This is a genomic window from Nocardia sp. NPDC019395 (genome assembly GCF_040632335.1).
Taxonomy (GTDB): Bacteria; Actinomycetota; Actinomycetes; order Mycobacteriales; family Mycobacteriaceae; genus Nocardia.
Map to the genome: position 1 here is coordinate 188,907 of NZ_JBEYBT010000003.1, position 18,020 is coordinate 206,926.

Genomic DNA, 18,020 nt, shown 5'->3' on the forward strand with positions numbered 1-18,020 from the left:
AACGCCGTGACACGTAATGAGGTGACCGTATCCGCCGGTCGCGACGCAACGTCCCGTGGTCGGTGGTGGATTCTGGCCGTGGTGTGCATCGGCCCGATGATGGCCTTCGTGAATGTCTCCTCCACGCTCGGAGGGCTCGCCACCATCCAGGCCGATCTGCACCCCTCGTCGTCGATGGCCGTCTGGATCGCCAGTGCCTACAGCCTGGTCGTGGCCAGCCTGGTGCTCGGCAGCGGGACCGTCGGAGATCTCATCGGCAGGCGGCTGACCTTCGCCACCGGCGCGGCCGTCTTCGCGGCGGGCAGCGCCGTGGCATTCGCCGCGCACAGCACGGTCGTATTGGTAGCCGCCCAGGCCATCATGGGAATAGGCGGCGCGATGGTGTTGCCCACCAGCCTGGCCATCATCAGCCACACCTTCGCCGATGTGCGCGAACGCACCGAGGCCGTCAGTATCTGGGCCGGAAGTTCCGGAATCGGCCTGGCGATCGGTCCGCTGGGAGCGGGCGTGCTGGTGGGTGCGTTCTCCTGGCATGCGATCTACCTGATCAACGTGGTACTCGGGGTGGTTGCCCTGCTCGGCGCGGTGACACTGATTCGTGAGAGCAGGCTCCCGTCCCGGGCGCTCGATCCCGTCGGGATGGTGCTGGGCACGGTCGCCATCGGGGCACTGACCTATGCCGTGATCGAAGGCGGCTCACTGGGATATACCGAGGTCCGCATCCTGTGTGCCTACGCCGTGCTGGCCGTGTCATTGGTGGCGTTCATCCGGTACGAAGCCCGCCATCCCGATCCCATGCTGGACGTGAAGCTCTTCCGATCCGGATCCTTCAGCGCCGTGATGGGGACAGCCGCGGTCACCCTGCTCGGATTCACCGGCACCGCACTGGTCACCGTGCTCTACCTGCAGCACGTGCAGGGAATCACGGTCCTCGCCGCCGCCGTGCGGCTCCTGGTGATGTTCGGCCCCTTCGTCCTCATCAGCGCCGTCGCCGCCCGCATCGTGCAGCGCATCGGGTTCGCGAGGATGCTCACCCTCGGCCTCATAGTCATGGCCGCGGGTATCTTCGCGCTCCTTGCCAGTCCACCCGTTACCGGGTTCGGCCGGATCTGGCCCGGACTACTGCTCGCGGGTATCGGCAGCGGCATGCTCGTCGCACCCGCTACCGCGGCGGCGGTCAACAGCGTCGCACCACACCAGGCGGGTATGGCCAGCGCAACGGTCAACTTGTTTCGCCAGGTCGGCAATGTGCTGGGTGCCAGCGTTCTGGGCACCATCCTGACGACGCGGTTCGCCGACAACCTCGGGGACGAACTCCGCGCTGCCGACCTGCCCCGGCAGGTCACCGACGCCGTCGTGGCCGCGGCCGCGGCGGGCGAGCACGGCTCGGCCCTCCCGCCCGCCGTCGCCGGACCGGTGGGCAACGCCATCCGGCACGCGTTCACCGACGCCACCCATCTTGCCCTCGCGGTCGCAGGCGTCGCGCTGCTGATCACCGCGGTCCCGGTCGCGATATTCGTCCGCCGGCAACCCGGCACATTCGAGACCGCCACGGCCCCGACGATTTCGGAACTCGACACCGCATAGGACGGATGTGCCGGGTCGAGCCGGACGGCACTCGTCGGATACTGCCCGGTCCGCATGGCGATGCACAGATCCCGCCGGACGAACCCACAGACGGAGATCTGGGCGTCGGCCCGAGTGCCTCAGCGCTCATAGGTGGCGATCAGCCGGGGACCATCCGGTCGTGGTCGCCGTTGACCACCAGGACGGGCTGGTGGGTCGTGGCATATGAAGTCACAGCCGGGGCCGTTTCCGATCTGCCGACCGCATACTCGGTACCTCGGTTCACCTGGGTGGGATGTTCTGGTTGAACCGGAACATATTGTCCGGATCCCACTCGGTTTTGATATCGCGCAACCGGTTCCAGGTGGGCGCGGAATGGGCGGTCCGGAAACGGTCGGCTTCGTCGTCGCTGAGGAAGTTGGAGTAGGAGCTCCGGGTCGCCGACTCGATCTTGCGCCAGCAGTCTGCGAGCCATTCCAGGTTGATCGCGTCGTCGTCGGGATCGGCCCACATAGTGACGATGTTGAGCATGAACGGCGCGTCCCGGAACGGAACGGCAGTCGCGTCACCGGCAACGCGCGCTACGGCGCCGCCCATCTGGTGCAGATGGATCTGGGTCATTGCCGACGGTGCGCTCGCCGCGAATTCGACCAGCCGATCGATGGTGTCCGGCGACAGATCGGGCAGGAAACCGGATCTCCAATAGTTCCGGGAACCGTGCGGGGCGGTCGGGTCCTGCATGGACTGCATATCGCTGTAGGGCATGGGGCCGATGAGATTCACAATCGGCTCGCCCAGTGCGGCGATCAGCGCAGCCACATCGTCGGCCGCGCCACCGCCGACGGCGCAGACCGCGATGAGTAGCGCCGGTTTCGCGCGCATACTCTCCGGAACGAATGGTTCGCCGGGAGCGGTGGTCAGCACGGCCAGGGTGGTGAGAGTGTCCGGACAGCCTTCGCAGTAATCGCTGTAGCACCGCAGCACCTCGCCGGCGCGGTCCAGCGGATACATGGCGAACCCCCCGACGACCGTATCGACCGGATGCAGCCGGTAGGTGAAGTCGGTGACGACACCGAAGTTTCCGCCGGCACCCCGTAGTGCCCACATCAGGTCGCTGTGTTCCCGGTCCGAGACCGTGAGCAGTTCACCGGTGGCTGTGACGAGTTCGGCCGAGATCAGGTTGTCACAGGTGAGCCCGTGGCTGCGCATGAGCCATCCGACGCCGCCGCCCAGCGTGAGCCCACCGACACCCGTGGTGGACACCATCCCACCGACGGTGGCCAGCCCGTGTGCCTGGGTGGCTCGATCCAGGGGTCCCCAGGTCATTCCACCCGGTACCCGGGCCGTACGCTGCCGGGGATCGATCTCCGGACCTCCGAGCAGGCCCAGGTCCAGGACGATTTCGCCGTCGCAGGTGCCGTTGCCGGCGATATTGTGCCCGCCACCGCGCACGGCCACGGGCAGCTGGAGCTCTCCGGCGATCCGTACCGCGGCCTGTACGGACGGTACGTCTTCCGGCCGCAGGATCAGCGACGGGTTCTTGTCGATCATCCCATTCCAGACCCGGCGAGCCGACTGATAATCGGCGTGGCCCGGATCGATGACGGCACCACGGAAATCTCGGTCGAGCAGGGTTCGGATACGGTCGTGCCGGTCGATCATGGTCATACTCTCCGGAGGATGGATGCGAACAGTTCACTACGATGCGCTGGTTATCGGACTGGGGGTGATGGGCAGTGCATGCGCCGACACGCTGGCGCGTAAGGGCCTGTCGGTACTCGGCGTCGAACGAAGCCCCGAACACGACGGTGACGGAGCTTCCTTCGGTGGTTCCCGGTTGTTTCGTGCGCATCCCGGCAAGCCGGCGCTGACAGCGGCCGGCCGCGCGGCGGCGCGACTGTGGGCGGACCTGGAACACGATGCTGCCCGCCCGCTGTTCGTTCCGACCGGAGGCGTCACCGTCTGTGCCGATCCGGCGGAGTTCGCGGCATCCGGATCCCGGGTGCTGACCCGCACCGAAATGCGGAACCTACTGCCCGGTGTTCGAATCGCCGCGGACGAGTACGGGGTGCTCGAGCCGGATGCGGGCATATTGCTGGCCGAGGATTGCGTCGCGGCGCTGCGTGCGCGGGCCGTTCGATCCGGCGCCCGCCTGCAATTCGGGCATACGGCGGATCCCATCGACCTCACGAACACCGATGGCCCGGTACGCGTTCGAATCGGTGCGGAGACGGTCACCACCGAGCGGCTGGTGCTGGCCACCGGCGCGTGGGCGGCCGCCATGGAGCTGGACGGAATGCCGGAGTTGTCGGTGGAACGGGCGGTCGTGCACTGGCTTGCCGACCCCGTTCCCACACCGGCACCGTTCGTGATCTTCGACCAGGATCCGACGCCGTTCGGGCTGTTCCCGGCAGTCGGGGGGCGCGCCGCGAAATTCGGCCGGTTCTCCACGGGAGTACTGGTCGATCCCCTGGATCCTGCCACCGGCGTGGACCCCGCGACCGTATCGGACGATCTCGCGCAGCTGCGCGATCGACTGCCCGCGGTCGGCACCCGGCCCGGGCTGCGCTCCACGGTATGCCGGTACACGAACACTCCCGATGGCGCACTGACCGTCGCGCGTCCGACTCGCAGGGTCGCGGCGGTATGCGCGTGTTCCGGGATCGGCTTCAAATTCGCTCCCGTCGTCGGTCAGCTGGTTGCCGATGTGCTGACCGATGGGCGCACCGAGTATTCGTCCGACGCCGTTACCGTGTGCGGGCCCGGTGAATCACCGGCCACCGGGGACGGCCTGCCGACCGCGTAGGCGGTCAGGTCCAGAGGTGGCTGCGTGCCGTTGATCACCGCGTGCACGATATCGGCGGTCACCGGAGTCAGCAGCAGGCCGTCGCGGAAGTGTCCCGCGGCGACCACCAGACCGTCCACGTCCTGTGGTCTCCCCAGCAACGGCGCACCGTCCGGGGTCGACGGACGCAGACCGGCCCAGTGCGCGACGATCGGTGCTTCAGTTATCTTCGGGGCGAAATCGAGTGCACCGCTGAGTATTTCGTGGAGACCGCCCGCTGTGACACGGTCGTCGAACCCGGAATCCTCGAAAGTCGAGCCGGCCACCAACCGGCCGTCGCTGCGCGGAATAAGGTAGTGGTTCCCCTCGCCGAGCAGAATGGCGTCAGATCCGGGCCGCAAATCGGAAGGTCTTGTCAGGCAGAGTAATTGGCCGCGAATCGGCCGGATCGCCATCGTGATACCGGCGATCGGGTTCAGCAACCGGTCTGCCCAGGCACCGGCACACACCACGACCTCCTGCGCGAACAGGTCCGCCCCGGTGGTCAATCGAACGCCGCGTACTCGTGGACCCTCCACGAGCAGATGGGCCACCGGGCTGAAGGGGGCAACGGTGATGCGCTCGGTACGTGCCGCGGCCTCGAGCAGGGCGCGCATCAGTCGCGGCGGGCGCAGCTGCCACACGTCCGGTTGATACAGGGCCCGATCCACGCGATCCGTCGCCGCGGGCGTCAGCTCCGCGATCCCGTCTCGATCGATCCACTCACTTCGATGGCCGTGCGCGGCAAGCCATTCGCGGCTCTCGACGGTCGCGGTCGTGCTCGCTTCCGACAACATCAGCCGCACCAGACCGCTGCGGCGGAGTTGAACTTCCATCCCGGACCGCTGTTCGAGTTGCGCGCTGAAATCCGGCCATCGATCCCAGCTCGCCGCGGCGAGTTCCCGCAGCGGCCGCGGTGCCGCCTGCGGCAGGATCAGCGATAACGACCCCGACGCCGCCCACGACGCCTTGCGCCCGGGCTCGTCCGCATCCACCACGGTGACCGTGGACCCCGACTCGGCCAGCCGGAGGGCAACCGCGAGACCGACGGCGCCCGCGCCGACAACGATCACATCTGTGCTCACTGCGTGCTCCATCCGCCGTCGACCACCAGTCCGTGTCCCACCACGTACGAGGACAGTGGCGAAGAGAGCCACAGCACGGCCTCGGCGACCTCCTCGGGCTCGGCGAACCGGCCGATAGGGCTCGCCGCACGCAGCCCCGCTGCGGCTTCGGGATCGTCGCCCAGGAAACGGTCGAACATAGCTGTCCGCACCGGTCCGGCGCAGACGGCGTTGACCCGGATTCCGCGCTCGATGTACTCCAGCGCCGTCGAGCGGGTCAACCCCAGCACGGCATGTTTGCTCGCGGCATAGGCCGCGGACCCGCGCACACCGACCATTCCCAGTGAGGACGACTGATTGACGATGGTCCCGCCACCTGTTTCCACCATCGACTTCAGCTCGTGCTGCATGCACTGCCACAGTCCGGTGACGTTCACCGCGAGTATCCGTTCCAGATCGGTCCGGGCGATATCGGCAGTATCCGCGGGTGCGCTGGTGACACCGGCATTGTTGACCGCGCAATCCAGCCGGCCGAATTCCCGGACCGTGTACTCGACAGCCTCGGCCACCTCGTCCGGCCGGGTGACGTCTGCCCGCAGGGCGGTCGCCCGGGCGCCTTCGGAACGAAGCGTGTGCGCGGTCGAATCCGCGGCGTCGGCATCGGCATCGGTGACCACCACGGTTGCGCCCGCCCGGGCCAGCGCGACCGCGCAGGCCCGGCCGATTCCTGCTCCCGCTCCGGTGATCAGTGCGGTCCGGCCGTGTAGAACCTGCTCGGCCATATCAGTCGATCGCGGCTTCGAGGCCGATTTTGCTCCGCTGCCCCCGGTACGCGCGGGACAGCGTTTCGGTTTCCGCCGTCACCTCCAGGCGCGGCGCCAGCACCGAATACCGTGACCCCGCGAATTTCGCGCGGAAGTTCCGCATCCAGCCGTGGTGGCTCAGTACGCCCCGTCCGTCGAATCCGACAACGGATACCCCGCTGCGGTCATAACTACCGGACAACAGGAAACACCAGTACTTTTGATCCGGGAGAGTACCCCATCGATGCCGGAAGGCCGCGGCGAACGCGAGGTACCGGCGGAGGTCCAACCCGTGCAAACCTTCGTCTTCGTAATTCCGCCGGGCTTCCTGACCGCTGCGATACAGCAGTTCCGGGGACGATGAATTCGAGGTGATGAACCAGTGACTCTCGTCATTCATCACGGTGCGGATATATGACTCGGAGGTGAAGTCCACGTTGATCCGGAAACCCCACATATCGCACAACTCGGCCGGTGTGCGACCGCTGGGCATATATACCAGAAGTTCGTTCGTGTCCTCGAGTTCCTTTATCTCCGCCTCGGTGAAGGGGCAGGATTCCGGTTCGATATCTCCGTACACCGACTTGATATATGTATCGAGTGATGTCGACCCTGTCATAGCTCAGATTCCCTCATCGTCCCATGAATAGCACGGGGAACGTAGCATCCCTGGCCGGCGGCACGCGGGGTGCTGTTCCCGGCAGTGGTAACCGCCCCGGAACCTGAATGCGCGGCAGTGATCTGGGGATCGAGCCCCGCCTGGGCTACATTGTCACTATTCTCACGTTTCCCGGATTTGGGAATATCGTACGGTCCGTTGCCTGCGAGACTGGCGCGATGTTCCCTGTGCGGAATGCGAGGACGGACTCGTTGCTCGCCGTACGGCCCGAGGCCACTGTATCGCCCGGTTGTATCCATTCGTTGTCCGACGATACGGGGTTCCGCTGAAGTGAGTGGGATGGATTTGGTTCCGTTCGCGCTCGCGGCGATTCTCGGCGCAGTGTTGCCGGGGCCCGATTTCGCGTTGGTTACCCGTTACTCCGCAATTGACGGCCTGCGTGCGGGTATTACCGCCGCGCTGGGAATCACCTGCGGTATGGCGGTGAATACCGCTGTTGCCGTAATCGGTATCGGCGCGACAGTTGCCTCCGTACCCGGAGCATTCGCCGTCATTCGTGCGGTCGGCGCCTGTTATCTGCTGTTCCTCGGCGCGAAACTACTACTGTCGCTGTCGAAGTCGATCCAGCAGGAGACACTCGGCGACCTGCCGGGCGTCCCGCAGCCCGCACCGTTTCGCCGCGGGTTCCTGGTCAATACGACGAACCCGAAAGCCATCCTGTTCCTGGTGGCGCTGATGGCCCACTTCCTGCCGGCCGGTTCGCCACTGCTGCGCAAGGTCGAGCTGAGCGTCCTCATGGTGGCGCCGGTCCTGGTGTGGATGCTGCTGGTCGCTGTCGGTTTCTCCCGCCTGCAACGGATCTTCGTCCGGCCCCGCAACCGCCGGTTGATGGATATGGTGACCGCCGCCGTGCTCATCGGGCTGGGACTCCAGGTCGCTGTGGGGGACCTGCCGATGCCGGAATTCGCGGCGTAGCAGTCGTATTCGCCTGCTACGCCGCTCGCGGATTATGGAAGCCGGTAGTGCGCAACGCCCGCGACCCGAACCGGTCCAGCGTCGCGTATGGCCGCGGGCTATTCGGCGAGCTCGCCTGCCACGGCCTGGTCGAATCGTGGATGCGAGACGATATCGGCCTCCCGCAGATCCGGTGAGATCCGCGCTAGGACGAACGTCTCGCCACTGCGGAACAAGAACATGATCACGAGAAGTCCGAAGGGTATCCAACCGGGGAAGATCGCCAGGGCCAGCCAGGACGGTGGCCGGATATACGCCGCGGTCATGAGCAGTAGTGCCACGACGTTCAGGGCCGCCAACGCGATGAGTGCGGTTCCCACGGCCCGATAGACCCGTGCCGGTGCGAGACAGGCCGGGCAGACAGGCCATTGCGCGTGCACGACGATATCGGGATCGATCCGGGGCAGCAGGCTCAACTGCCAGATCGTCAGGAGCCGCAGTATCAGCCGGAGTGCGTTGACCTGTCGGCCGCCCCGCCGTGTCCGGTAGAAGGTCAGCTGCTGGTCGCGGTGCTCCACGGCATCTCTGCCGTGCTTCGCACAAACATCGGGGAGGCGAGAAGCGAAGACCAGGTGCCACGGAGAGTCGGTGTCCGGAGGGCCGATTTCCGGATGAACGGTCAGCGGTAGTTTCATACCAACCACCCCCGCTGGTTGCGTTCGCGGAAGTACTCGTCGTCCGCTTCGATGACCTGCAGCGCCGCGGCCAAGGTATCGAGTGCGTTCGGGTCGACCTTCAATGGCTCACTCATGGGCAATCCTCGCCGGCGCTGGCCGAATATCGTTCGTGGTCGTATCGGTCTCGGTGCACAGTTCAGCACACCCATAGGTTTGGACGCGATGCGAGCGCAATCGGTTCCCCGGTCCTCGGTGTTGTCCTACATCCGGCAGTTCGAGGCCCTCGAGACCCGCATCGGCGACTCCTGCTTTGCTGTGCGGCGCGTCGAATTCTGATGGGTGAGGTGTGGGTCCGTCGGACGGCCGCGATCCGGCCGGGAGCGCGGTTTTGGTTCGGCGCCGGTCGTGCGCTACGGTAGTCAACGCAACGCGGGGTGGAGCAGCTCGGTAGCTCGCTGGGCTCATAACCCAGAGGTCGCAGGTTCAAATCCTGTCCCCGCTACCAGGTGGAACGGCCCGGAACCAATCGGTTCCGGGCCGTTTTCGCATTGGTCGGCATCATCAGGCGAAGCCGCCCTTGGAGTCGTACGCCCGAGGCCGGGCGTCGGGCTCAGCTTTTGCGATGCCGAGGGATGCCGGGGCAGACATGGGGGACTTCGTGGTACCGGCCTCCCCTGATACGGTCCCGGAGGTTCGAGAACAGCGTGCGAGGAACGCTGGTGAGAGGAGAAGTATGGGCACGATGCGACTCCGTGCGGCGGCCACGCTTGTGGCTGCCGTCACCGTGGGAGCGTTGGCCGCGGCCGTGGCGCCGACTGCGAGTGCCGCCCCGGCTGCGAACGGGGGCGATCCCGTCTATTTGGTCCACGGTTACAACGACTCCGGTGATTCGGACTGTTCCTCGTTGTGGGGCAATGCGATCGACTACTTCGGGTCCAAGGGAATCGACAGGTCGTCGATTCACACCGTCGGGTACTACGCGGAGGACAGCAACTGCGATGTCGACCTCGGCGACGCCGATGTCAACACTCGGATCAAGGATGTGGCTGCGGCACTCGCCAACCACATCTACGACACCAACACGCGTACGGGCCAGTCGGTCGATATCGTCGCGCACTCCATGGGTGGGCTCGTGACCCGAGTGGCGTTGCTGGGCTCGGCCATGGGCTGGGAGGGCTTTCCGGCGGCGAAGCTGAAGGTCGGCGATGTCGTCACGCTGTCCACTCCCCACCAGGGGATCATCGACAAGTCCAAGTACGACAGCGCGCAGTGGGACTCGATGGTGCCGGGTTCGAAATTCCTGGAAGTGCTCCACGCGCCCGAGAACGGCCTCGACCAGAGCTGGGCGCAGGGTATCGATTGGAGTTTCGTCGGGTCCGATGAGGACAAGACGGCGAGCGGCGATTCCGGTATCGACAAGGACCGGCCGGCCCAGCACAAATACCGTTACCTGTCCGACGCGAAGCATGACCTCGCCCACACCAACATGCGCACGCTCGCGCCCGGGGACGGCGATTACAACTTGCGCTACTGGAACGCGAGCGAGGGCACACCGCACGACACGACCAACGGATGGGCGCCACTGGAAACTGCGTTCAACGCGCTGGAGCGTGGTGACGCTTAGGGGCCACGCGTTACCTCGGCTCCGAAGCCGGGCGTGCGTTCGCCGAGAGACGGACGGCCTGGAATCGGTCCTGTTCACGATCCGTCCCGACCGCTGGATCACGCAGGACTACTCGGACGACTTCTGACAGGCGGCGCGTTCAGGAGAGGGAGCGGACCGCGGCGATCTCGTATTCCGCCACGGCCGCGGTGCGGATCGCCGCGGTCTGGTCCTCGCCGGTACCGGCACCGCGGAAGGACTCCGCCGCCTCCGGGGTTTCCCAGCGCTCGAAGATATTGATCCGTGCAGGATCGGTGAGATCCGCACTGATCGCGAAATCGAGGCAGCCGGGTGCGGACCGGGCCTGTTCGACCACGGTGACACAGCCGGCGAGGTAGGCCTCCCGGCCTTCCGGTGCAACGAGCAGATGTCCGGCGACGATGACCATGGGTGCACTCCTGGTTCGGTGGGTTCACCTGTGCCGACCGGTTCGCGCCACCCGATTCATCGGCCCGATCGGGCTCGGGCCGTGATTCCGGCGTTTCGGGTCAGGCGCGCGACCCGAACCGTTCCAGGACCGCGCTTGCCTCCTGGGAGGCGGTGCCTTCGGCGGCGAGGTGGGCGATGGTTTCGGGGATGGGACGGCCGTGGTGGGCCATGGCCTGGGCGTAGAGGCGTCCGGCGCGGTAGGAGGAGCGGACCAGGGGGCCGGCCATCACGCCGGCGAAACCGATCTCCTCGGCGACCTTCGAATGTTCCACGAACTCTTCGGGTTTCACCCAGCGGTCGACCGGGTGGTGGCGCGGCGAGGGGCGCAGGTACTGGGTGATGGTGAGGATATCGCAGCCCGCTTCGTGCAGGTCGCGCATGGCCTGGGTGACCTCGTCGGGGGTTTCGCCCATCCCGAGGATCAGGTTCGATTTGGTGATCAGGCCGTCGGCGCGGGCGGCGGTGAGCACCTCGAGGGACCGTTCGTAGCGGAAGGCGGGGCGGATCCGTTTGAAGACCCGGGGGACCGTTTCCAGGTTGTGGGCCAGCACCTCCGGGCGGGAGGAGAACACCTCGGCCAGCTGATCGGGTTTCGCGTTGAAATCCGGGATGAGCAGTTCGACGCCGGTGTTCGGGTTGAGTTTCTTGATGGCGCGCACGGTTTCGGCGTACAGCCAGGCGCCGCCGTCTTCCAGATCGTCGCGGGCGACACCGGTGATGGTGGAGTAGCGCAGGCCCATGGCCTGGACGCTTTCTGCGACGCGGCGGGGTTCGTCACGGTCGAGCGGGGACGGTTTGCCGGTATCGATCTGGCAGAAATCGCAGCGGCGGGTGCACTGTTCGCCGCCGATGAGGAAGGTGGCCTCGCGGTCCTCCCAGCATTCGAAGATGTTGGGGCAGCCCGCTTCCTCGCAGACCGTGTGCAGGCCCTCGCGTTTCACCAGACCCTTGAGTTCGGTGTACTCGGGGCCCATGGTGGCGCGGGTGCGGATCCAGCTGGGTTTGCGTTCGATCGGGGTCTCCGCGTTGCGGGCCTCGATACGCAGCAGTTTGCGGCCGGCAGGAGCTTGGGCGGAGGTCATGCGGTAGGACCTTTCGGATCGCGGGCCGCGGTCGCGGCGGCGGGTTCCGCGGAAGCCGGGGTGACGGCCTGCGGAATATCGTGCTCGGTAACCGGAAGCTCGCCATTGAGCGCGGCGGGAATCGCTTCGGCCAGCCGCGGCCGGACCTCGGCGACGGGGACCGTACGGCCGAGTTCCTGACTCAGGCTCGTGGAGCCCACATCGCGGATGCCGCAGGGGATGATGGCGCCGAACGCACCCAGATCGGGATCGCAGTTCAGCGAGACACCGTGCAGGGTGACCCCGCGCTGTACCCGGATCCCGATGGAAGCGATCTTGCGCTCCGGCAGCAGGCCGGACGCGGCGAGCCACACCCCGGATCGCCCGGGCACCCGTCCGCATTCGACACCGATATCGGTGATCACCTGAATGAGGGCCTGTTCGAGGCGCCGGACGTAATCGACCACATCGATCGGTTCGGCGAGCCGGATGATCGGATAGCCGACCAGCTGCCCCGGGCCGTGCCAGGTGATCTTGCCGCCGCGATCGACGTCGACCACCGGGCTGCCGTCGTTCGGCCGGTCGGCCTCCTCGGTGCGGCGGCCCGCGGTGTAGACGGAGGGATGTTCGAGCAGCAGCAGAGTGTCGGAACCGTGGCCGTCGGCGCGGCCCGCGGCGAGTTCGCGTTGCAGCTCCCACGCCTGGCGGTACTCGATGAGGCCCAGATCGCGCACGTCGACGGGGGTGCTGTCGTACCGTGCCGACCGGGTTGCGGTGCGGGTGTTGTTCACGATCACGACGTTACGCTCATCTCCAATGTGAGCTGCATCAGCGTCAGATCCATCCAGCGGCCGAATTTGCGGCCCACCTCGGGCAGTATCCCGACGGTGCGGAAACCGAACCGTTCGTGCAGCGCGATGGAACCGGCATTACCCGATTCGATGACCGCGATCATGGCGTGGATATCCCCGGCCCGCTCGGCGCGGGCGATCAACTCGGCCAGCAGGGCGGCGCCGATACCGCGCCGCTGGAAACGATCGGCGATATAGATCGAGTTCTCGGCGGTGTGCCGGTAACCGGATTTGGGTCGCCACGGGCCGTAACTGGCGTATCCGGCGAGTTCCCCGTCCACCTCGGCCACCAGCACCGGGCGGCCGTGCGCGGTGCGGTTGGCGAACCATGCCTGCCGGTCGCCGAGGTCGACGGGCTCGTCGTCCCAGATGGCGGTGGTTTCGGCGATCGCCCGGTTGTGGATCTCCAGAATCGCGGGTAGATCACCGGTCCGCGCATCGCGGACCAGGGTGGCGGTGGTGGGGGTCATCGGCCCACGGCGGCGGTGAGCGCCGCGCCGATGGTCGGATGGCGGAATTCGTAACCGGTCTCCTCGAGGACACCCGGTAGTGCGCGGGGGCTGTGCAGGATCGCCTCGTCGGCGAATTCGCCGACCGCCAGCCGCAACGCGAAACCCGGTACCAGCAGGGGGGTCGGGCGATGCAGAGCCCGGCCGAGCGCGCGAGTGAACGCGGCGTTGGTGACCGGCGCCGGACCCACCGAGTTGAGTGGGCCGCGTACCGATTCGGTGGTGAGTGCGTGGCGGATCGCGCCCACTTCGTCGTCGAGCGAGATCCACGGCTGATACTGCCGGCCGTTGCCGAGCCGGCCGCCCAGGCCCAGCAGGAACAGGGCCTTCAGCTGCGGCAGCATACCGCCGGTTCCGGCGAGCACCACCCCGCTGCGCAGCAGGACCGTGCGGGTCCCCGCCTCGGTGGCCGCGTGCGTGGCGGCCTCCCAGTCGACGCACAGGGTGGGCAGGAATCCGGTACCGGGAGGACCGGTTTCGTCGACCGCGCGAGTGCCGGTGTCACCGTAGTAGTGGATACCGCTGGCGTTCACCAGAGTCGCCACACCGGCCCGCGCGACGGCGCTCGCCAAAACATCGGTGGGGGTCAGACGGCTGTCGCGGAGCTCCTGTTTGTACGCGCCGGACCAGCGTTTATCGCCGAGCCCGGCCCCGCACAGGTTCACCACCGCGTCCGCGCCGTCGAGGATGGCAGGGTCGAGCTCGCCCTGGACAGGGTCCCAGCGACGTTCGTCGGGCGCGGCGGCCGGGCGCCGGACCAACCGGATCACCTGACTCCCGTCGCGGCGCAATGCCGCCACGAGAGCAGTGCCGATCAGTCCGGACGAACCGGCCACCACAACCAGCATTATCTGTGCCCTTACAGGCCGAGATCGGCCTCGAACGCCGCCTCTTCCAGGCGGTGCCGGATGGTGGTGAGGAACCTCCCGGCATCCGCGCCGTCGATGAGGCGGTGATCGTAGGTCAGCGGCAGGTAGCACATCGAGCGGACGCCGATGAATTCGCTACCGGACTCGTCGGTGACCACGGTGGGCCGCTTGACGATCGCGCCGGTACCGAGCATCGCCGCCTGCTGCGGCATCAGGATCGGGGTGTCGAACAGGGCGCCCTGGCTACCGATATTGGTGATGGTGAAGGTGCCACCGGCCAGCTCGTCGGGCTTCAGGCCGCCGGTGCGGGCCCGGTTGGCGATATCGGCGATGGCGCGGGCCAGACCGGCCAGCGAGAGATCGCTGGCGTTGTGGATCACCGGCGACAGCAGACCCTGCTCGGTGTCCACGGCGATCCCGAGATGCACCGACGCGTGGTAGGTGATCTCTTTGCTGTCCGCGTCGTAGTTGGCGTTCACGTTCGGATGTGCCCCGAGCGCTTCGACCACGGCCTTGGCGAAGAACGGCAGGAACGTCAGGTTCACGCCTTCACGCTTGGCGAATTCGGCCTTGGCCTTCTTGCGCAGCGTGGCGATCTTGGTGACATCGGCCTCGTGTACCTGGGTGAGCTGCGCGGTGGTCTGCAGCGATTCCAGGGTCTTGGTCGCGGTGATCTGCCGGATCCGGTTGGCCTTCTGCGTGGTCCCGCGCAGTGCCGCCAGAGCGGGGCTGGGGGTGGGAGCGGCCGGAGCCTTGGCAGCGGGAGCTGCCGCGGCCGGGGCAGCTGCCGGGGCGGCGGGCGCCTTCTTGGTCTCGGCGGCGGCGAGGACATCCTGTTTGCGGATGCGTCCGCCGACACCGGAACCGGTGAGGGTGGACAGGTCGACGCCGTTCTCCTCGGCCAGTTTCCGGACCAGAGGGGTCACGTAGGGGGTGGCGCCGTTACCGGTGGACTGCGCGGGAGCCTGCGCGGCGGGAGCCGCAGCCGGTGCGGGGGCCGGTGCCGGTGCGGGGGCCGGTGCCGGTGCGGGGGCCGGTGCCGGTGCCGGTGCGGGAGCAGGTGCCGGAGCGGGCGCGGCGGGGGCCGGTGCGGGCGCAGGGGCGGATCCGGTCGCCGGGGCGCCGGAGCCGATAACGCCCAGCTGGCCGCCGACCTCCACCACATCGTCTTCGTTCGCGGTGATCTCGAGCAGGGTGCCGGCCACGGGGGAGGGGATCTCGGTGTCGACCTTGTCGGTGGAGACCTCGAGCAGTGGTTCGTCGACCGCGACTTCGTCGCCGATCGCCTTGAGCCACCGGGTCACGGTGCCCTCGGTGACAGATTCGCCCAGTTCCGGCATCTTCACCGGGGTACCGGATGCCGATGCGGACGCCGCCGCGGGCTGCGGGGCCGGTGCCGGCTCCTGGGCCGGTGCGGCTTCCTGCGCGGGTGCGGGGGCGGGCTCGGGTTCGGCGGCAGCCGGTTCCGGGGCGGGCGCGGGAGCGGCGGATTCGCCGGCCTCACCGATAACGCCCAGTTCGCCGCCCACCTCGACGACATCGTCTTCATTGGCGACGATCTTCGTCAACACACCCGCCGCGGGGGACGGGATCTCGGTGTCGACCTTATCGGTGGAGACCTCGAGCAGCGGCTCGTCGACCTCGACCGTGTCTCCTTCCTGTTTCAGCCACCGTGTCACCGTTCCCTCGGTAACGCTCTCACCAAGAGCGGGCATCTGGACGGAGAAGGCCATGTCCGTTGACTCCTCTAACTGCTCGACGGGTCTACAACAGTTCGTTCCGGAGGATCGCGCCGCGGGTCGCGACGGTGCTCCAGCCGGCGTTCATTCTGCGCGGCGCCGGAGATCCGTGTGGTTGTTGTTCCGGGAACCATCCTTGCACCCGCCGTGTCGCGCGGTTACCCGAGGGCATCCAATTCTGGTATCCGGCACCATGGAATCACCGCCCTGTACGGCGGGTTCGAGGGAGAAGTGGAGGTCGGGCGCGGTGGGCATATTCGATCGTTTCCGTCGCGTCGCGGCTGGGCGTGGCGGTGTTTCTCGCAGGCGTTCACCCGAGATCGGGTACCTGTCGGAGTGGGTGCGTACACACACCGGCGTCGAAGGTTTCGTCGAACCGAAAACAACTGTGACCGATGTCACCGTGGTGCTGGTAGCCACGGATGGTGAATGGACCCGCCGGATCGTCGGCGAACGCGGTGCGCGCCGGCTCGCCCGCGATCTCGGGATCCCGGTGTACGACGTCGGCCGGACGGGTTACCCGCAGCGGATGCGTGACTACGACGAGCGCCGCCGGATCGAACGCAAACGTGCGATCGAGCGCGAACTCGGCGAGGAATGAGCGCGAAGAATCCCCGGGCTGTATCCCGGCGAGCCGCCCGGCTCCACCGATTCGCGGTGTGCCGAACCTCGGGCCCGATCGGGACCCGAGATTCGGCACCGGCACCTACTCCGCGGCGATATCCTCGAGCACCCCGATGAGCGTGCGGACCGGAACACCGGTACCGCCCTTGCCGATATAACCGAACGGGCCGCCGGTGTTGTACGCCGGACCCGCGATATCGATATGGGCCCACTGGGCCCCCTCGGGCACGAACTCCTTCAGGTAGGTGCCGGCCACCAGCATCCCGCCCCAGCGGTGCGAGGTCGCGTTGACCATATCAGCGACCTTGGAATCGAGATCGGCGCGCAGCTCCTTGGGCAGCGGCATCGGCCAGCCGTGTTCGCCCACCTCACGGGAGATCCGGGCGACCCGGTCGCGGAAATCGTCGGTACCCATCACGCCCGGGGTGCGGGTGCCCAGGGCGACCATCTGCGCCCCGGTCAGGGTGGCGACATCGATCAGATAGTGCGGGTCGTCCTCACCGGCGCGGACCATGGCATCGGCCAGGACCAGCCGGCCCTCGGCGTCGGTATTGGTGACCTCGATCGTTGTCCCGCCGTACTGGGTCAGCACATCGCCGGGGCGCTGGGCGGTGCTCGACGGCATGTTCTCGGCCATCGGCACGGTGGCGATAACGGTGACCGGCAGGCTCAGCCGGGCGGCGAGCAGAGTGGTCGCCACCACCGCCGCGGCCCCGGCCATATCCGAGGTCATGTTCTCCATATTCGCGGCCGGTTTGATGGAGATACCGCCGGTGTCGAAGGTGATGCCCTTACCCACCAGCGCGACCCTCTTATCGCCGCCCCGGTAGGCGAGCCGGACCAGCCGCGGCGGTCGCGAGGAGCCCTTGCCGACCCCCAGCACACCGCCGTAGCCACCGGTTTCCAGCGCGTTCTCGTCGAGCACCTCGACTTCGAGCCCCGCGCCCTCGGCCAGTAGTTCGGCCCGACGCGCGAATTCGGCCGGATAGAGGTGGCTGGGCGGAGTGTTCACGAAATCGCGTGCCGTGGCCACGGCTTCGGCGGTCAGCTGGGCGCGGAGCAGGGCGTCACCACCGAAATCCGGTTCGGGGACCAGCAGTTCCACCCGGGCGAGCGGGGCGGCCTCCGGTTTCGGCGCGGATTTCGCGGAGCGGAACGGGGTGAAGGAGTAGGCGCCGAGGTAGAAACCTTCCACAGCCGCGCCGATATCCAGGCCGGACAGCGTGGTGACGGCGCGGGTGACCCCGGTCAGCGAGCGGGCGGCGACACCGGCGCTGCGGCGGATCTGCTCGGCGTCCAGGTCCGCGGCGCCGCCGAGCCCGACGGCGAGCACACTGGCGACATTGTCCAGCCCGGCCGGCGCCGGAACGCGGATCAACTGTTCGGCTTTGCCGGTACCGCCGACCGCGGTCACCTGATCGAGCAGCCGGGCGCGCAGGTCGGTGCCGAGCACATCGCCGAAGAGGTCCTCGGGCACCAGGACGGGGCCGTCGTCGCTGGTGGCCACACCGACGACGAGGACATCGGTGCCGGGCTCGATGGTCTGGGTACGTGCCAATTCCGGTCCGAGCGGACGATCTGCGACTGCTGTCATGGCCTTCAGGCTATTCGGTGGCGCTCGGGTGCCGCATCGCGACACTGTTCAGGCGCGTGTCCACGTCCGGTCGCGGCCCGGTACGAGGGTCACGGGGACGGATCCGGGATCCGAAATACCGTGCCGAAATAATGGTGATGTGGTGGTGAGCCGCATAAGTTCGCTCACGGGAAC

At 67.3% G+C, this 18,020-nt stretch carries 18 protein-coding genes and 1 tRNA gene; 7 read left to right on the top strand and 12 right to left on the bottom strand.

Going from position 1 to position 18,020, the window contains the following annotated elements; all coding sequences use genetic code 11:
• Nucleotides 1–6 precede the first annotated feature (6 nt).
• The gene (locus ABZ827_RS11815) at nucleotides 7–1,587 is read left to right on the top strand and encodes an MFS transporter (protein ID WP_357236136.1); all 1,581 of its coding nucleotides are present in this window, start codon (nucleotides 7–9) and stop codon (nucleotides 1,585–1,587) included.
• A gap of 261 nt (nucleotides 1,588–1,848) precedes the next feature.
• Here ABZ827_RS11815 and ABZ827_RS11820 read toward each other — a convergent pair whose 3' ends face one another.
• A complete protein-coding gene (locus tag ABZ827_RS11820) occupies nucleotides 1,849–3,234 on the bottom strand; it encodes an FAD-binding oxidoreductase (RefSeq protein ID WP_357236138.1) in 1,386 nt (461 codons plus the stop codon).
• Between the two features lie 16 nt (nucleotides 3,235–3,250).
• Between ABZ827_RS11820 and ABZ827_RS11825 the strand changes: the two genes are divergently transcribed.
• The gene (locus tag ABZ827_RS11825) at nucleotides 3,251–4,372 is read left to right on the top strand and encodes an FAD-dependent oxidoreductase (RefSeq protein ID WP_357236139.1); all 1,122 of its coding nucleotides are present in this window, start codon (nucleotides 3,251–3,253) and stop codon (nucleotides 4,370–4,372) included.
• On the opposite strand, the gene thiO is transcribed toward ABZ827_RS11825, so the two are convergent.
• Genes thiO through ABZ827_RS11840 form a run of 3 tightly spaced genes read right to left on the bottom strand, consistent with a single transcriptional unit; the run spans nucleotide 4,258 to nucleotide 6,876 of the window.
• Entirely contained in the window at nucleotides 4,258–5,475 is a 1,218-nt protein-coding gene (gene thiO, locus ABZ827_RS11830; RefSeq protein ID WP_357236140.1) for a glycine oxidase ThiO, read from the bottom strand. The genes ABZ827_RS11825 and thiO overlap by 115 nt on opposite strands.
• Nucleotides 5,472–6,236, bottom strand: a complete 765-nt coding sequence (locus tag ABZ827_RS11835) for a glucose 1-dehydrogenase (RefSeq protein ID WP_357236142.1) — start codon at nucleotides 6,234–6,236, stop codon at nucleotides 5,472–5,474. Before ABZ827_RS11835 ends, thiO begins: the two co-directional genes overlap by 4 nt.
• A 1-nt stretch (nucleotide 6,237) precedes the next feature.
• On the bottom strand, nucleotides 6,238–6,876 hold the full coding sequence (locus ABZ827_RS11840; RefSeq protein WP_357236144.1) for a hypothetical protein: 639 nt from the start codon (nucleotides 6,874–6,876) through the stop codon (nucleotides 6,238–6,240).
• Between the two features lie 339 nt (nucleotides 6,877–7,215).
• On the opposite strand from ABZ827_RS11840, the gene ABZ827_RS11845 reads away from it, so the two are divergent.
• Nucleotides 7,216–7,851 (top strand): LysE family translocator, encoded by a 636-nt coding sequence (locus ABZ827_RS11845; RefSeq protein ID WP_357236145.1) that lies wholly within the window; start codon nucleotides 7,216–7,218, stop codon nucleotides 7,849–7,851.
• Nucleotides 7,852–7,949: 98 nt separating this feature from the next.
• Here ABZ827_RS11845 and ABZ827_RS11850 read toward each other — a convergent pair whose 3' ends face one another.
• On the bottom strand, nucleotides 7,950–8,525 hold the full coding sequence (locus ABZ827_RS11850) for a hypothetical protein (RefSeq protein WP_357236146.1): 576 nt from the start codon (nucleotides 8,523–8,525) through the stop codon (nucleotides 7,950–7,952).
• Nucleotides 8,526–8,639: 114 nt separating this feature from the next.
• On the opposite strand from ABZ827_RS11850, the gene ABZ827_RS11855 reads away from it, so the two are divergent.
• The 3 genes from ABZ827_RS11855 (at nucleotide 8,640) to ABZ827_RS11865 (ending at nucleotide 10,131) form a co-directional block, all read left to right on the top strand.
• Nucleotides 8,640–8,843, top strand: coding sequence for a hypothetical protein (locus tag ABZ827_RS11855; protein ID WP_357236148.1), 204 nt, complete (start codon nucleotides 8,640–8,642; stop codon nucleotides 8,841–8,843).
• Between the two features lie 92 nt (nucleotides 8,844–8,935).
• Nucleotides 8,936–9,012, top strand: a tRNA-Met gene (locus tag ABZ827_RS11860).
• A 228-nt stretch (nucleotides 9,013–9,240) separates the two neighbouring features.
• Nucleotides 9,241–10,131 (top strand): hypothetical protein, encoded by an 891-nt coding sequence (locus ABZ827_RS11865; RefSeq protein WP_357236149.1) that lies wholly within the window; start codon nucleotides 9,241–9,243, stop codon nucleotides 10,129–10,131.
• A gap of 139 nt (nucleotides 10,132–10,270) precedes the next feature.
• Here the strand turns inward: ABZ827_RS11865 and ABZ827_RS11870 are convergent, their stop codons facing one another.
• The 6 genes from ABZ827_RS11870 to sucB all read right to left on the bottom strand — a co-directional run bounded on the left by ABZ827_RS11870 (nucleotide 10,271) and on the right by sucB (nucleotide 15,622).
• Nucleotides 10,271–10,558 carry an antibiotic biosynthesis monooxygenase family protein gene (locus tag ABZ827_RS11870; RefSeq protein ID WP_357236151.1) on the bottom strand — a complete coding sequence of 96 codons (288 nt, stop codon included), beginning with the start codon at nucleotides 10,556–10,558 and terminating at the stop codon, nucleotides 10,271–10,273.
• 100 nt (nucleotides 10,559–10,658) lie between these two features.
• Nucleotides 10,659–11,681, bottom strand: a complete 1,023-nt coding sequence (gene lipA, locus ABZ827_RS11875; RefSeq protein WP_357236153.1) for a lipoyl synthase — start codon at nucleotides 11,679–11,681, stop codon at nucleotides 10,659–10,661.
• Nucleotides 11,678–12,451 carry a lipoyl(octanoyl) transferase LipB gene (gene lipB, locus ABZ827_RS11880; RefSeq protein WP_357236154.1) on the bottom strand — a complete coding sequence of 258 codons (774 nt, stop codon included), beginning with the start codon at nucleotides 12,449–12,451 and terminating at the stop codon, nucleotides 11,678–11,680. Before lipB ends, lipA begins: the two co-directional genes overlap by 4 nt.
• Nucleotides 12,452–12,453: 2 nt before the next feature.
• Complete coding sequence (locus ABZ827_RS11885; protein ID WP_357236156.1) at nucleotides 12,454–12,981, bottom strand: N-acetyltransferase family protein; 528 nt, start codon at nucleotides 12,979–12,981, stop codon at nucleotides 12,454–12,456.
• Nucleotides 12,978–13,868, bottom strand: a complete 891-nt coding sequence (locus ABZ827_RS11890; RefSeq protein ID WP_357236158.1) for a TIGR01777 family oxidoreductase — start codon at nucleotides 13,866–13,868, stop codon at nucleotides 12,978–12,980. The genes ABZ827_RS11885 and ABZ827_RS11890 overlap by 4 nt, the downstream gene beginning before the upstream one ends.
• A gap of 11 nt (nucleotides 13,869–13,879) precedes the next feature.
• Entirely contained in the window at nucleotides 13,880–15,622 is a 1,743-nt protein-coding gene (gene sucB / locus ABZ827_RS11895; RefSeq protein WP_357236160.1) for a 2-oxoglutarate dehydrogenase, E2 component, dihydrolipoamide succinyltransferase, read from the bottom strand.
• A 253-nt stretch (nucleotides 15,623–15,875) separates the two neighbouring features.
• Here sucB and ABZ827_RS11900 point away from each other — a divergent pair, with 253 nt between their 5' ends.
• Nucleotides 15,876–16,229 carry an oxidoreductase gene (locus ABZ827_RS11900; protein ID WP_357236162.1) on the top strand — a complete coding sequence of 118 codons (354 nt, stop codon included), beginning with the start codon at nucleotides 15,876–15,878 and terminating at the stop codon, nucleotides 16,227–16,229.
• A gap of 105 nt (nucleotides 16,230–16,334) precedes the next feature.
• Here ABZ827_RS11900 and ABZ827_RS11905 read toward each other — a convergent pair whose 3' ends face one another.
• Entirely contained in the window at nucleotides 16,335–17,846 is a 1,512-nt protein-coding gene (locus tag ABZ827_RS11905; protein WP_357236164.1) for a leucyl aminopeptidase, read from the bottom strand.
• Nucleotides 17,847–18,020 lie beyond the last annotated feature (174 nt).

What these genes read in the sequence shown, in the direction of transcription:
- ABZ827_RS11820 (WP_357236138.1), bottom strand. Translation starts at nt 3,234, where the DNA reads ATGACCATGATCGACCGGCACGACCGTATCCGAACCCTGCTCGACCGA.
- ABZ827_RS11825 (WP_357236139.1), top strand. Translation starts at nt 3,251, where the DNA reads ATGCGAACAGTTCACTACGATGCGCTGGTTATCGGACTGGGGGTGATG.
- ABZ827_RS11835 (WP_357236142.1), bottom strand. Translation starts at nt 6,236, where the DNA reads ATGGCCGAGCAGGTTCTACACGGCCGGACCGCACTGATCACCGGAGCG.
- ABZ827_RS11840 (WP_357236144.1), bottom strand. Translation starts at nt 6,876, where the DNA reads ATGACAGGGTCGACATCACTCGATACATATATCAAGTCGGTGTACGGA.
- ABZ827_RS11845 (WP_357236145.1), top strand. Translation starts at nt 7,216, where the DNA reads ATGGATTTGGTTCCGTTCGCGCTCGCGGCGATTCTCGGCGCAGTGTTG.
- ABZ827_RS11850 (WP_357236146.1), bottom strand. Translation starts at nt 8,525, where the DNA reads ATGAAACTACCGCTGACCGTTCATCCGGAAATCGGCCCTCCGGACACC.
- ABZ827_RS11855 (WP_357236148.1), top strand. Translation starts at nt 8,640, where the DNA reads ATGGGCAATCCTCGCCGGCGCTGGCCGAATATCGTTCGTGGTCGTATC.
- ABZ827_RS11865 (WP_357236149.1), top strand. Translation starts at nt 9,241, where the DNA reads ATGGGCACGATGCGACTCCGTGCGGCGGCCACGCTTGTGGCTGCCGTC.
- ABZ827_RS11870 (WP_357236151.1), bottom strand. Translation starts at nt 10,558, where the DNA reads ATGGTCATCGTCGCCGGACATCTGCTCGTTGCACCGGAAGGCCGGGAG.
- lipA (WP_357236153.1), bottom strand. Translation starts at nt 11,681, where the DNA reads ATGACCTCCGCCCAAGCTCCTGCCGGCCGCAAACTGCTGCGTATCGAG.
- ABZ827_RS11885 (WP_357236156.1), bottom strand. Translation starts at nt 12,981, where the DNA reads ATGACCCCCACCACCGCCACCCTGGTCCGCGATGCGCGGACCGGTGAT.
- ABZ827_RS11890 (WP_357236158.1), bottom strand. Translation starts at nt 13,868, where the DNA reads ATGCTGGTTGTGGTGGCCGGTTCGTCCGGACTGATCGGCACTGCTCTC.
- sucB (WP_357236160.1), bottom strand. Translation starts at nt 15,622, where the DNA reads ATGGCCTTCTCCGTCCAGATGCCCGCTCTTGGTGAGAGCGTTACCGAG.
- ABZ827_RS11905 (WP_357236164.1), bottom strand. Translation starts at nt 17,846, where the DNA reads ATGACAGCAGTCGCAGATCGTCCGCTCGGACCGGAATTGGCACGTACC.